The organism is Azotobacter armeniacus, from assembly GCF_054779355.1.
The window spans coordinates 17,975-30,792 of record NZ_BAAGYK010000003.1 but is presented as its reverse complement, the minus strand read 5'-3'; the positions used below and the strand labels follow the sequence as shown (position 1 = coordinate 30,792).

General features: G+C 59.2%; 15 protein-coding genes and 1 other RNA gene. 12 read left to right on the top strand and 4 right to left on the bottom strand.

From position 1 onward, the window contains the following. Window positions 1-121 precede the first annotated feature (121 nt). From zapE to ACYVD0_RS00595, 9 genes are all read left to right on the top strand, one after another. On the top strand, window positions 122-1,246 hold the full coding sequence (gene zapE, locus ACYVD0_RS00635; RefSeq protein ID WP_460424977.1) for a cell division protein ZapE: 1,125 nt from the start codon (window positions 122-124) through the stop codon (window positions 1,244-1,246). Between the two features lie 99 nt (window positions 1,247-1,345). Further along, window positions 1,346-2,050, top strand: a complete 705-nt coding sequence (gene nfi / locus ACYVD0_RS00630; RefSeq protein ID WP_460424976.1) for an endonuclease V — start codon at window positions 1,346-1,348, stop codon at window positions 2,048-2,050. Window positions 2,051-2,368: 318 nt separating this feature from the next. Then, window positions 2,369-2,797: a large ribosomal subunit protein uL13 gene (rplM, locus tag ACYVD0_RS00625; RefSeq protein WP_460424975.1), complete on the top strand. Its 429-nt coding sequence runs from the start codon at window positions 2,369-2,371 to the stop codon at window positions 2,795-2,797. A gap of 14 nt (window positions 2,798-2,811) precedes the next feature. Beyond that, window positions 2,812-3,204 (top strand): 30S ribosomal protein S9, encoded by a 393-nt coding sequence (gene rpsI, locus ACYVD0_RS00620; protein ID WP_460424974.1) that lies wholly within the window; start codon window positions 2,812-2,814, stop codon window positions 3,202-3,204. A gap of 247 nt (window positions 3,205-3,451) precedes the next feature. After that, a complete protein-coding gene (gene petA, locus ACYVD0_RS00615; RefSeq protein ID WP_460424973.1) occupies window positions 3,452-4,045 on the top strand; it encodes a ubiquinol-cytochrome c reductase iron-sulfur subunit in 594 nt (197 codons plus the stop codon). Further along, entirely contained in the window at window positions 4,045-5,256 is a 1,212-nt protein-coding gene (locus ACYVD0_RS00610) for a cytochrome b (RefSeq protein WP_460424972.1), read from the top strand. The genes petA and ACYVD0_RS00610 overlap by 1 nt, the downstream gene beginning before the upstream one ends. Beyond that, window positions 5,256-6,035: a cytochrome c1 gene (locus tag ACYVD0_RS00605; RefSeq protein ID WP_460424971.1), complete on the top strand. Its 780-nt coding sequence runs from the start codon at window positions 5,256-5,258 to the stop codon at window positions 6,033-6,035. The genes ACYVD0_RS00610 and ACYVD0_RS00605 overlap by 1 nt, the downstream gene beginning before the upstream one ends. Window positions 6,036-6,126: 91 nt before the next feature. After that, window positions 6,127-6,750 (top strand): glutathione S-transferase N-terminal domain-containing protein, encoded by a 624-nt coding sequence (locus tag ACYVD0_RS00600; protein WP_460424970.1) that lies wholly within the window; start codon window positions 6,127-6,129, stop codon window positions 6,748-6,750. 11 nt (window positions 6,751-6,761) lie between these two features. Beyond that, a complete protein-coding gene (locus ACYVD0_RS00595) occupies window positions 6,762-7,169 on the top strand; it encodes a stringent starvation protein B (RefSeq protein WP_460424969.1) in 408 nt (135 codons plus the stop codon). 52 nt (window positions 7,170-7,221) lie between these two features. On the opposite strand, the gene ACYVD0_RS00590 is transcribed toward ACYVD0_RS00595, so the two are convergent. From ACYVD0_RS00590 to ACYVD0_RS00575, 4 genes are all read right to left on the bottom strand, one after another. Beyond that, on the bottom strand, window positions 7,222-7,755 hold the full coding sequence (locus ACYVD0_RS00590; RefSeq protein ID WP_460424968.1) for a BON domain-containing protein: 534 nt from the start codon (window positions 7,753-7,755) through the stop codon (window positions 7,222-7,224). Then, window positions 7,752-8,345 carry a D-sedoheptulose 7-phosphate isomerase gene (locus ACYVD0_RS00585; RefSeq protein ID WP_460424967.1) on the bottom strand — a complete coding sequence of 198 codons (594 nt, stop codon included), beginning with the start codon at window positions 8,343-8,345 and terminating at the stop codon, window positions 7,752-7,754. The genes ACYVD0_RS00590 and ACYVD0_RS00585 overlap by 4 nt, the downstream gene beginning before the upstream one ends. 123 nt (window positions 8,346-8,468) lie before the next feature. Continuing rightward, window positions 8,469-8,831 carry a YraN family protein gene (locus tag ACYVD0_RS00580; protein WP_460424966.1) on the bottom strand — a complete coding sequence of 121 codons (363 nt, stop codon included), beginning with the start codon at window positions 8,829-8,831 and terminating at the stop codon, window positions 8,469-8,471. A gap of 1 nt (window position 8,832) precedes the next feature. Then, entirely contained in the window at window positions 8,833-10,656 is a 1,824-nt protein-coding gene (locus tag ACYVD0_RS00575) for a penicillin-binding protein activator (protein ID WP_460424965.1), read from the bottom strand. Window positions 10,657-10,800: 144 nt separating this feature from the next. Here ACYVD0_RS00575 and rsmI point away from each other — a divergent pair, with 144 nt between their 5' ends. The 3 genes from rsmI (at window position 10,801) to mraZ (ending at window position 12,817) form a co-directional block, all read left to right on the top strand. Continuing rightward, window positions 10,801-11,637 (top strand): SAM-dependent methyltransferase, encoded by an 837-nt coding sequence (gene rsmI / locus ACYVD0_RS00570; RefSeq protein ID WP_460425035.1) that lies wholly within the window; start codon window positions 10,801-10,803, stop codon window positions 11,635-11,637. Between the two features lie 69 nt (window positions 11,638-11,706). Then, an RNA gene (rnpB, locus tag ACYVD0_RS00565) (RNase P RNA component class A) lies at window positions 11,707-12,065 on the top strand. Between the two features lie 293 nt (window positions 12,066-12,358). Next, window positions 12,359-12,817, top strand: a complete 459-nt coding sequence (mraZ, locus tag ACYVD0_RS00560; protein WP_460424964.1) for a division/cell wall cluster transcriptional repressor MraZ — start codon at window positions 12,359-12,361, stop codon at window positions 12,815-12,817. Window position 12,818: the final 1 nt, after the last annotated feature.

The following is a 12,818-nucleotide window of genomic DNA, read 5'->3' as shown; positions in this document are numbered from 1 at the left end:
AGACGGTCGCGAACCTTTGAACTCTTGATGAGGGTGGCTCATTTTGAACGATTTGACGACTTTCCCAACAGCCGAGGACGCTGCCAAGGCGGCCTCCCCACGACCCTATTCCGATTCCGCTATGACTCCCCTAGAGCGCTATCAAGCCGACCTGAAGCGCCCCGATTTCTTCCATGATGCCGCCCAGGAAAACGCTGTGCGTCATCTGCAGCGGCTCTACGACGACCTGATCATCGCCGGCCCGCAGGGACCGGCTACGGGCAGCAAGCTTGGGCTGTTCGACAGGCTGCTCGGCAAGAAGCCGCAGAGTCTGCAGAGGGGCCCGATCAAGGGCATCTACTTCTGGGGGGGCGTGGGGCGTGGCAAGACCTATCTGGTCGACACCTTCTATGATGCTCTGCCCTTCGAGCAGAAGATGCGCACCCACTTCCACCGCTTCATGAAGCGGGTGCATGAGGAAATGAAGACGCTCAAGGGTGAGAAGAACCCGTTGACCATCATTGCCAAGCGCTTTGCCAGCGAGGCTCGGGTAATCTGCTTCGACGAGTTCTTCGTTTCCGACATCACCGACGCGATGATCCTCGCTACCCTGCTGGAAGAGCTGTTCAAGAATGGCGTGAGCCTGGTGGCCACCTCCAATATTGTGCCGGACGGCCTCTACAAGGATGGCCTGCAGCGTGCTCGTTTCCTGCCGGCGATCGCCCTGCTCAAGGAGCACACAGAGATCGTCAACGTCGACAGTGGCATCGATTACCGCCTGCGTGCCCTGGAGCAGGCCGAGTTGTACCACTGGCCGCTGGATGCCGAGGCGGAGAAGAGCCTGGAGCGCAGTTTCAATAGCCTTCTCACTGAGCACTGTACGGTAAAGGAGAATGATGTCCTGCTGATCGAGAGTCGGGAGATCCACGCGCGCAAGACCGCCAACGACGTGGCTTGGTTCGAGTTTCGCGAGTTGTGCGACGGCCCGCGCAGCCAGAACGACTACATCGAGCTGGGCAAGATCTTCGAGGCGGTGCTGCTGTCCAATGTCGAACAGATGAGTGTTTCCAAAGACGACATGGCACGGCGTTTCATCAACTTGGTCGACGAGTTCTACGACCGCAACGTCAAGTTGATCATTTCTGCAGAGGTGGAACTCAAGGATCTCTATGCCGGTGGCCGTTTGGAGTTCGAATTCCAGCGCACCCTGAGTCGTCTGCTGGAGATGCAGTCCCACGAGTTCCTTGCTCGGCCGCACAAGCCGTGACTGATGGGGGCGCCTGTGGGCGGCCCAGGTTGTTTCTGGGGGCGGAGATCTGGGGTCTTTTCGCTTGTCGACGAAACTGCGCCGGAGGGTATTGAAGGCATGTTTGCACCCTTTGTTGCGCCCGACTCGCCTTTCGGTGACTGGGATGGTACGCCTGCCGGCGCCCGCCTTCTGCAGCGGGGGCTGGCCGAGCGGGTATCGCTGCAGGACGATTTTCCTGACCTGCGGCTGATCGCCGGCGTAGATGTTGGCTTCGAGGAGGGTGGGTGCATCACCCGGGCAGCGGCGGTATTGCTCGATGCCGATACCTTGGAGCTGCTCGCCGAGCGCTTGGTGCGTGTTCCGACCTCCATGCCTTACATATCGGGCCTGCTGTCCTTTCGCGAGCTGCCAGCTGTCTTGCGTGCCCTGGCGGAGTTGCCCCAGGTTCCGGATCTGGTCTTCTGCGATGGACAGGGGATCGCTCATCCGCGAAGGTTGGGCATCGCGGCTCATTTGGGCGTGGTCAGCGGTCTGCCAACTATAGGCGTGGCCAAAAAGATTCTCGTCGGCACCCATGCCGAGCTGGGGCTCCGGCGAGGCGACCAGGTCGCTCTTGTGTATCGGGGCGATGTGCTGGGTACGGTGCTGCGTAGCAAGGACGGGGTGCGCCCGCTGATCGTTTCGCCGGGCCATCGGGTTAGTCTGGCCAGTGCGCCGCGGCTGGTCATGGCTTGTGTCACCCGCTACCGCTTGCCCGAGCCGACGCGCCTGGCCGACCGGCTCGCCTCGCATGGGGCGGGGCATAATCCACGGCCTGATTGAAGGAGGGCCTGGTTGGCTGCTAGGGCAGCTTCAGGGCGAACTGTTTGTTGTGCATACGGAGTCTGTTTAATGTGAGCCTCGGGCAGGCGGTTGCTATTTTTTCTGCAGTTGATATGATTCCAAAGATTTTCCGGTGGGGATGCCTAGCTCGCTGGAAGTCAGGTAGGGGATGCCTAGCCTACCGACCCCGCCGTTGCGGACGCGCTGACCCGAGCCCCCGATAGCGTCTGTTTCCGGCCGCCTTGGCCTTGTCAAGGCAAGCACCATTCAGTAAGATTTGCCGCCTTATTTTCAGGGTGGCCCCTGAGGCTATAACGAATGAAAACTTTTACTGCGAAACCGGAAACCGTTAAGCGCGACTGGTACGTCGTCGACGCTGCCGGCCAGACCCTGGGTCGTCTGGCTACTGAAATCGCCAGCCGCCTGCGTGGCAAGCACAAGCCTGAATATACCCCGCACGTGGATACTGGCGACTACATCGTTGTGATCAATGCCGAGCAGGTGCGCGTCACCGGTGCCAAGAGCAGCGACAAGATGTACTACTCCCATTCCGGTTTCCCGGGCGGTATCAAGTCCATCAGTTTCGAAAAGCTGATCGCCAAGGCTCCCGAGCGTGTGATCGAGACTGCGGTCAAGGGTATGCTGCCGAAAAACCCGCTGGGTCGTGACATGTACCGCAAGCTGAAGGTGTATAAGGGTGCTGTTCATCCGCACACCGCACAGCAGCCTCAAGAACTGAAGATTTAAGGGGATAGCTCATCATGTCGGCGACTCAAAATTACGGCACTGGCCGTCGTAAGACTGCTACCGCTCGCGTCTTCCTGCGTCCGGGCACTGGCAAGATTTCCATCAACAATCGCTCCTTGGAGCAGTTCTTCGGTCGCGAAACCGCTCGTATGGTTGTGCGTCAGCCGCTCGAACTGACCGAGACCGTAGAAAAATTTGACGTATATGTCACCGTTATCGGTGGTGGTGTCAGTGGTCAGGCCGGCGCTATTCGTCATGGCATCACCCGTGCACTGATCGAATACGACGAGACCTTCCGCAGTCCGCTGCGTCGCGCTGGTTATGTGACTCGCGATGCCCGCGAAGTCGAGCGTAAGAAGGTTGGTCTGCGCAAGGCGCGTAAGCGTCCGCAGTACTCCAAGCGCTAATTTCTGCGCTTTCAAGGAACGCCCGGCATTCCCGAGAATGCCGGGCGTTTTTTTGTGTCCGGAAAACTTGCGACAGTTGGTCGCAAGTTTGGTGTCGGGCTTTTCAAGGGCGTTAGTATTATTGTATCCGGCTATTACCTTGTCAGACTTGAGGGTTTTATTTACCATTTTGCCGATTTTTTCGCGCGCCTCGTTTTTTTATTACAGGTCCGGATAACGGGCCGCAAAGTTGATGGGAGACAACTGAATGAGCAATGACGGCGTGAATGTTGGCCGGCGTCGCTTTCTAGTTGCAGCCACCTCCGTGGTGGGTGCGGCAGGAGCGGTGGGGGCTGCGGTCCCGTTCGTGGGATCCTGGTTCCCGAGTGCCAAGGCCAAGGCCGCAGGTGCACCGGTAAAGGTGAATGTCAGCAAAATCGGGCCGGGGCAACAAATAGTGGCTGAATGGCGTGGCCAGCCGGTATTTATCGTCCGCCGTACCGAGGAGACCCTCGCCAATCTGAAAAAGGTCGAATCTGCAATGGCGGACCCCGACTCGGCTGCCTCGGTTCAACCGGCGTATGTTGATCGGAAACTGCGTTCGATCAAACCGGAAATTCTGATTCTGGTCGGCCTCTGCACTCATCTGGGCTGTGCTCCTTCCTTCAGACCGGAGCTCGCCCCAGCGGATCTGGGGGGCGACTGGGTGGGAGGCTACTTCTGCCCCTGCCATGGTTCCAAGTATGATTTAGCCGGCCGTGTCTACAAGGCTCAACCTGCTCCCTTGAACCTGCCAGTACCGCCGCATTCTTACGAGTCGGATGATGTGATCATTGTCGGTGTGGATCAGGAGAAGGCTTGATGAGCAAGTTCATGGAATGGGTCGATGCCCGCTTCCCGGCCACCTCGATGTGGGAAGAGCATCTCTCCAAATATTACGCACCGAAGAACTTCAACTTCTTCTATTTCTTCGGCTCTCTGGCATTGCTGGTGCTCGTCAACCAGTTGCTGACCGGTATCTGGCTGACCATGAGTTTCACGCCGTCTGCCGAGGAGGCCTTCGCCTCCGTCGAATACATCATGCGTGACGTGGAGTATGGCTGGATCATCCGCTACCTGCACTCCACCGGTGCTTCGGCGTTCTTCGTCGTGGTCTATCTGCATATGTTCCGCGGGCTGCTCTACGGTTCCTATCAGAAACCGCGTGAGCTGGTGTGGATCTTCGGCATGCTGATCTACCTGTGTCTGATGGCCGAGGCCTTCATGGGCTACCTGCTGCCCTGGGGCCAGATGTCCTACTGGGGCGCCCAGGTGATCATCTCCCTGTTCGGCGCCATCCCGGTGATCGGCGAGGATTTGACCCAGTGGATTCGTGGTGACTACCTGATCTCCGGCATCACCCTGAACCGCTTTTTCGCCTTGCACGTAATCGCGCTGCCTATCGTCCTGCTCGGCTTGGTCGTGTTGCACATCCTGGCGCTGCACGAGGTCGGCTCGAACAACCCGGACGGCATCGAGATCAAAAAGAACAAGGACGCCAACGGCAAGCCGCTGGATGGCATTCCTTTCCATCCTTATTACACCGTAAAAGACATCGTTGGTGTGGTGGTATTCCTCTTTGTCTTCTGCGCCGTGGTGTTCTTCTTCCCGGAGATGGGAGGCTACTTCCTCGAGAAGCCCAACTTCGAACAGGCCAATGCCTTCAAGACGCCTGAGCACATCGCGCCGGTGTGGTACTTCACGCCATTCTACGCGATCCTGCGCGCGGTCCCTGACAAGCTGCTCGGGGTCATCGCCATGGGTGCGGCCATCGCTGTGCTGTTCGTCCTGCCTTGGCTGGATCGCAGCCCGGTCAAGTCGATGCGCTACAAGGGTTGGCTGAGCAAGTTGTGGCTGCTGGTATTCTGCATTTCCTTCCTGATCCTCGGTGTACTTGGTGTGCTTTCTCCCACCCCGGGCCGCACGCTGCTGTCACAGGTGTGCACGGTCCTGTACTTCGCGTTCTTTATCCTGATGCCGTTCTACACCAGGATGGAAAAGACCAAACCGGTTCCGGAAAGGGTGACTGGCTGATGAAAAAGCAATTTGCTGCATTGATTTTCGCAATTCTGCCGGCCTTCTCCTTAGCTGCTGGAGCTGGTGTCGAACTGGATAAGGTTGAGATTGACTTGACCGACAAGGCGGCCATGCAGGATGGCCTGCGGACCTTCGCCAACTACTGCATGGGTTGCCACAGTGCCCAGTTCCAGCGTTACGAGCGGGTGGCCAAGGACCTCGGCATTCCGGAAGGGATGATGATGGAGAATATCGTCTTTACCGGTGCCAAGATCGGCGACCACATGAAGATCGGCATGCGTCCCGAGGATGCCAAGGTCTGGTTTGGTGCGGCGCCGCCGGATCTGACGCTGGTTGCCCGGGTGCGTGGCAACGACTGGCTGTACAGCTATCTGCGCAGTTTCTATGAAGATCCGTCACGTCCGCTGGGGGTGAACAACACCGTGTTCCCCAACGTGGGCATGCCCAATGTGCTGGCTGGTTTGCAGGGGCGTCAGGTCTTCGGCTGCAAGCAAGTACAGGTGGTTGAGGATGGCAAGAAGCAGTACGATCCGCTCACGGGGGCGGAGATCACCCGCGAGGCTTGTGATCAACTGACCATTTTGCCGAAAACCGGTACGCTGACTGCAGATGAGTTCGACGATAAAGTCAAGAATCTGGTGACCTTCCTGGCTTACTCGGCCAATCCGGTTAAGCTGGAAAGCCAGCGTATCGGTAGCTACGTGCTCCTGTTCCTGGCGGTCTTCTTCGTGTTCGCCTATCTGCTCAAGCGCGAATACTGGAAAGACGTGCATTAAACCATTGCACTTGCACTTGAAAACACACGCGCCCGTATGGGCGCGTGTGTTTTTTATTCTGGAAATGTGACCTGCGAGCGAGGAGTTCGCCATGGGCATGACCAACTGGTTAACCTGTTATTCCGATCCGGCTGACCATTACTCTCACCGTGTGCGGATGGTGCTTGCCGAAAAGGGGGTTGCCGTCCAGATCCTCGATGTCGAGCCAGAGCAGGGGGCGGGCAAGCTCGCCGAGATCAGTCCCTACGGTACGCTACCTACACTAATCGATCGTAATCTGCTCCTGTACGAGCCAGGGGTGATTATGGAGTACCTTGAGGAGCGTTATCCGCATCCGCCGCTACTACCGGTGTATCCTGTGGCTCGTGCCAACAGTCGACTACTGATGCATCGCATCCAGAGGGACTGGTGTGCTCTGGCTGATCGCATCCTGGATCGGCGTAGCGAGAAAGGAGCTTGCAACCAGCTGCGCAAGGATCTGCGGGAGAGTTTGCTCGACGTATCGCCATTATTCGCTGAAAAGCCCTATTTCCTCAGTGAAGAGCCGAGCCTGGTGGATTGTTGCCTCTCGCCACTTCTCTGGCGGCTACCGCTGCTGGATATAGTGTTGCCACGAAGTGCGAAACCGCTGCTCGAATACATGGAGCGCCAGTTCGCTCGTCAGGCCTTCCAGGCTAGCCTGTCCGCTGTCGAACGCGATATGCGGCAATTATGAAGGAGGTTGCTATGAACTCCAGTCGTCCCTATTTACTCCGCGCACTCTATGAGTGGATTGTCGACAACGATTGCACACCCCATCTGCTGGTCAACGCCGAGATATCGAGTGTGCAGGTCCCGGCAGGCTACGTGAGCGACGGGCAAATTGTGCTCAATGTTTCTCCCGGCGCCGTGCGGCATCTGCACATGGACAATCAGGGCGTGAGTTTTGAGGGCCGCTTTGGTGGTGTCGCCCACAGCCTGTACGTGCCTTCCGAAGCCATTATGGCCATCTATGCGCGGGAAAACGGTCAGGGCATGGTCTTCGAAATCGAACCGCCTGCTGCAGAGGAAAATTCCGATCCGGATGACGATGATCCTTCCAGTGGCGAGCCGCCGCGGCCGGCCGGGCGACCCAGTCTGAAGGTGGTTAAATAGCAGGCAATAAAAAAGCGATCCTGTGATCGCCTTTTTATTGGTGTTGGTGTCTTCAGTCCATGTACTGAAACAGCTTGACGACCTTCTGCACGCCTGAAACGCTCTGGACCAGATTGGTGGCTCGATTTGCTTCCTGGCGAGTGATCAGACCCAGCAGGTAGACGATGCCGTTCTCGGTGACCACCTTGATTTTCGAGCCAGGCACCGTGTTGTCGGCAAGCATCTGGGTCTTGATCTTGGTGGTCAGCAGGGAATCGTTGCTGCGGGCCAGAAGGGAGGTGGGGAGAAGGATCTGTATTTCATTGTGCACCCTCGTCACTCCGGGGACCGAGCGCGCGGCCTGTTCGGCGAGTTGTTTAAGTTCGGCGCGAGGGGTCTGACCGGCGAGCAGGGTGACGCCGTTGTAAGTAGTGACCACGATATGCGAGCTGTCGCTGCCCAGGTCGGCATGGGCTTGGCGGATCTTTTCAGCAACTTTGGGTTCGATGAATTGATCGTCGATCGAGTTGCCAATGCTGCGATTGCTGCAACCGCCCAGGATGAGGCTTGCCGCCAGGGCCGCGGTGATCAGGAGTGAGCGCTTCATTCTTCGCTTCCGAACAGTTGGTTGTCGATCAAATCGCACAGACAGTGGATGACCAGCAGATGTACTTCCTGGATGCGTGCCGTGACCTTGGCGGGCACCCGGATCTCGACATCCTCGGGAAGCAGCAGCGAGGCCATGCCGCCGCCGTCACGGCCGGTCAGGGCAACCACCAGCATTTCCCTGTCATGGGCAGCCTGGATGGCCTGGATCACGTTGGCGGAATTGCCGCTGGTGGAGATGGCCAGTAGAACGTCGCCGGGCTGGCCCAGGGCGCGGATCTGTTTGGAGAATACTTCGTTGTAGCTGTAGTCGTTGGCAATCGAGGTGAGGGTCGAGCTGTCGGTGGTCAGCGCCATGGCCGGCAAGCTGGGGCGTTCGCGCTCGAAGCGATTGAGCAGCTCCGAGGAAAAATGCTGCGCATCTCCGGCCGAGCCGCCATTGCCGCAGGAGAGGATCTTGCCCTCGTTGAGCAGGGTCTGAACCATGAGCTCGCTGGCCTGGGCGATGTGGGGGAGGATGACCTCCATGGCCTGCTGCTTGGTTTCGATGCTGGCCTGGAAGAGCTGGCGGATGCGGGATTGCATGTCCATCGGCGATAACCTTCAAAGTCGGGTGTCCGCTACAGCCAGAGCGATGTTCTGGCTTATGGTGCGGTGTGGCTGTTGCAGGGTGTCCGAAGCTCTTGCCGGGACACGGCAGGCGCGGTTGCAGGGTCAGGCATCAAAGGCGTTTCGGATCCAATTCAGGTCTCTGGATGCGCTCTTGTCGGCATTGATGGCGACGACGTCGAAGCGGCAGGGATGCTTGGCCCAGCGTGGCTCACTTTGCAGGAAGTACTGGGCAGCGCGGACGAGTTTCATGCGCTTGCGCGCATCGACGCTTTCCAGCGCGCCTCCCCAGGCAATATGCTGCCGATAGCGTACCTCGACGAATACTACTGTATCGCCGTCGAGCATGACCAGATCGAGCTCACCGCATCGACAGCGCCAGTTCTGCGCCAAGAGGCGCAGCCCTTGCGCTGCGAGATGGCTGTGGGCGAGGGCTTCGGCGTCGCGTCCGCTGCGCTGCCTGTTCATGTCAGTAGCTGCTGGCCGGCAGGCGTTGAACCTGGCCGTCGTGAAAGGCGGCCCAGGGCAGTTGGCGCTGGATGCGTTGATCGGAACTCAGGCTCAGGGTGCCGGAGAAGCCGTCGATGCGAGTTTCCGGCATGGTTTTGAGTTGTGTCAGGCGTGGGGTGAGTCGATAGGCATCGACCCCCATGGCGTAGAGGCGTCCCAGGCTGCCATTGGCCTGGGGCCATTGGCTACCAACCAGTTGCGGCAGGTTGTCGGTCGAGCTGGCATTCAGCAGCCAGGGGGTCTCGCAGAACTGGATGCCTTCCAGATCTAGGAAATAATTCTGCTCTTCCTTTGGGCTGTAGAGATGCGAGGTAGCATAAACTGGCACATCGGCGGCATATTGGAAAGCGAGAGTTGGCTTGATTTGCTGGGCTTGCTGCGGGGTAGCGGCGAGGAAGATGAAGTCGATGTCGCGACGCCGCGAAGGTTGTGTGGCCACCTCGACGCCAAGCACGCTCTGCAGGCGTTTGCCGCGCGCCTCGCTCTGGCGCAGCTGAAACAGCTCGGCGATCTGCTGAGTCAGGCGGGCGGGCTGGTCGATGCGCAAGACGGCAATCAGGTTGCCGCCAGCGGCCTGCCAATTCTGCTGGAAGGCTTGGAGAATGCGATCACCCCATTCGCCGGAGGGCACCATGACGACGCCCCGGCGCATGCCGTCGACCCAAGCACGGCGGGCGGCTTCGCGGGCCTCGTCTTCAGCCGCCAAGCCGAACTGAAAGAGTTGCGGCGGGCTTTCCTGGCCGACAGTGCCATAGTTCAGTGCGAGGGTGGTGATCGGCAACTGCTCACGATCGCCGAGCTGTTTGACTAGAGGCTTTTCCAGGGGGCCAACGACCAGTTGTACTCCGGCGGCCTGGGCCTGGCGATAGAAGTCGTCAAGGGAGGTCAATCGGCTGCTGTCGTAGACTTCGATGCTGGGTGGCTGCTGGCCGCTTTGCTGCGCCTGGTAATGGGCTGCCATGAAGCCGTTGCGCAGGGCGCGGGACACCGAGGCGAGCTGGCCTTCCTCAGGGAGCAGGAGAGCGATCTTGTTCAGGGGCTGGCTGGCCAGTTCCCGCAGCTTGCGCAGCGGTGCCGGCAATTGCAGGGCGGCCGGGTGTTGCGGATTCGTCGCGCGCCATTGGTCGATGGCGGCCTGCTGTAGCTCCAGGGTGCCAGCGCTTTTCGTCGTACGTGCCAGGGACAGCCAGCCACCCAGTTCGCTGTTCTCCTCTCCGGGCACGCTCAGGGCATCCAGCGGCAGACTCTGGATCAGGCGCCAGATGCTTTCATGGTTCACGCTGGCGGCCGACTCGTTCAGCAGGGGAGCAATGAGCACCCGCTCGCGGGCGGCATTCAGGCGCTGGCTATCCGCTTCCAGGGCGCGGGCGCGAGTTAGCTGGGTGCGGGTCTGCTGCTGGACGGGCAGTTCGCCCAAGTGCTGCATGCTGGGATGGTTCAAGGCCTTGAGCGCCGCCTTGGCGTTGTTGCGGGCCAAGGCAATCTCTGCGCTGAGAGTGCTGGCAAAGATCTGCTGGGCGGGTTTGAGGCTGTCCAGCGGGGTCTGTTCGAGAATGCGCACGGCCTGGCCGAGATCCTTCTGCCTGTAGGCCTGGTCGGCGGCCGCCAAGCGCAGGAGTGCGGCCTTTTCCGGCTTGCTTTTGTCGGCCTGCTGCAGCAGTTGCTCGACGCTGGCTTGAGTGGGGGTTGGCAGTTCGCCCAGTCTGGATGATGGCGAGCTGGCGCAGGCGACCAGAAGGCAGGCAAGGAAAAGGGCGGGAAGGGGACGCAGGCAGGCGATCATTGAGGCGTTCCTGATGCTCAAGACAAGTGAAGAATTGTACCCAAGCCTTGCCCTGGGTGCGATGTCATGCTCGGGAAACCGGCTATAATGCGCGTTTCGACTGCGCTAGGGGTCGCCGTGACTGCGTCTGCTGCTCTGAATCCAATGCTGGGCATGCTTTATGTCGTCGCTACCCCAATTGGCAATCTTGACGACATTACTGCGCGGGCCCTTCGGGTGCTGCGCGACGTCGCTTTGATTGCCGCCGAGGATACTCGCCATTCGGCGCGTCTGTTGCGGCATTTTGGTATCACGACGCCCTTGGTGGCCTGCCATGAGCACAATGAGCGCGATCAAGGCGGGCGCTTTCTGGCGCGTCTGCAGGCAGGCGAGGATGTTGCGCTGATTTCTGATGCCGGTACACCGCTGATTTCCGATCCGGGCTTTCATCTGGTGCGCCAGGCGCGAGCCGCAGGCATAAAAGTGGTTCCGGTACCCGGGCCCTGTGCGCTGATTGCCGCCCTGTCCGCCGCGGGGCTGCCTTCCGATCGATTCGTCTTTGAGGGCTTTCTGCCGGCCAAGGCGGTTGGGCGTCTGGCGCGTCTGGAACAGTTGAAAGAGGAGTCTCGAACGCTGATTTTCTATGAGGCGCCGCATCGATTGTTGGAGTGCCTGGGGGACCTCGAGCGGATCATGGGGGCTGATCGTTTGGCAGTTCTGGCGCGGGAGTTGACCAAGACGTTCGAGACTCTCAAGGGGTTGCCGCTCGGCGAGTTGCGCCCCTGGGTCGCTGCCGATGGCAATCAGCAGCGTGGTGAATGCGTGCTGCTGGTGGCCGGATGGCAGGCCCCCTCTGAAGGGTCGGTGCCGGTGGCGGCGCTCCGTGTCCTTGATCTTCTGCTCAAGGAGATGCCGTTAAAGCGGGCGGCGGCGCTGGCGGCCGAAATTACCGGGGTGCGCAAGAATTTGCTCTATCAGGCTGCCTTGGGGCGCCAAGGCTGAGTCCGACTTGGACTCTGTACCAGAGGAATGCTTGCGGATGGGCTCCATGACCATTACCCTTGCCGGCGGAGAGTCGATCGGGCAGTCGCTGTTCCATATTGTTCCCCAATATGGGAGGGAGGAAAGTCCGGGCTCCATAGGGCAGAGTGCCAGGTAACGCCTGGGGGGCGTGAGCCTACGGAAAGTGCCACAGAAAACAACCGCCTAAGTGCGCAAGCGCCGGTAAGGGTGAAAAGGTGCGGTAAGAGCGCACCGCACGGCTGGCAACAGTCCGTGGCTAGGTAAACCCCACTCGGAGCAAGACCAAATAGGGATCCATCGGCGTGGCCCGCGCTGGATCCGGGTAGGTTGCTAGAGGCGGCCAGCGATGGTCGTCGTAGAGGAATGACTGTCCTCGACAGAACCCGGCTTACAGATCGACTCTCCTCCTTTTTCCCTTCTCCCGCCCTTCGCAGAGCCGCTTCAAAAACGGCTACGGCTCCTTCACGCCATAATGCGCTTTAAGTGTGAAATTCAGCTTATTGATTTTGTTGGACTTGTTTCTCACTAGTTGCGGTTTCTTCTCTCATATTCACCTAAATCTCCGTTCTATAAGGATTTTTTCATTTTGACCTGCCTTGACGGAGGGGGAGGGCGTTCCTATAGTGTGCGCAGGTGGTACGAAGTGGAATAAAGTGGGTTTCAGTGGGCAGGGAAGCTTGAAGTCAGGGGAAGCGCGACCATGTTTCGCGGAGCTAACGCCGTTAGTCTCGACGCCAAGGGGCGGATCTCGATGCCTGCCCGGTATCGTGACGAGCTCGGCTCTCGTTCGGCGGGTCAGCTCATCGTCACCATCGATGCAATGGATCCCTGCCTATGCATATATCCCCTGCCGGAATGGGAGCTCATCGAGGCCAAATTGCGCGAGCTTCCCTCGTTGCGTGAGGAAATTCGCCGTTTGCAGCGTCTCTTGATTGGTAATGCCGTGGATCTCGAACTGGATGGCAGTGGACGTTTTCTGATTCCGCCACGCCTGCGGGAGCATGCGAACCTGGACAAGCACGCAATGTTGGTCGGCCAGCTGAACAAGTTTCAGCTGTGGAGCGAGGATGCCTGGACTGCGATTGCGGAAGCAGACCTGGCGGCTATCAAACAACAACCCGGCGATCTGCCGGGTGAACTGCGTGACTTGATCCTGTGAC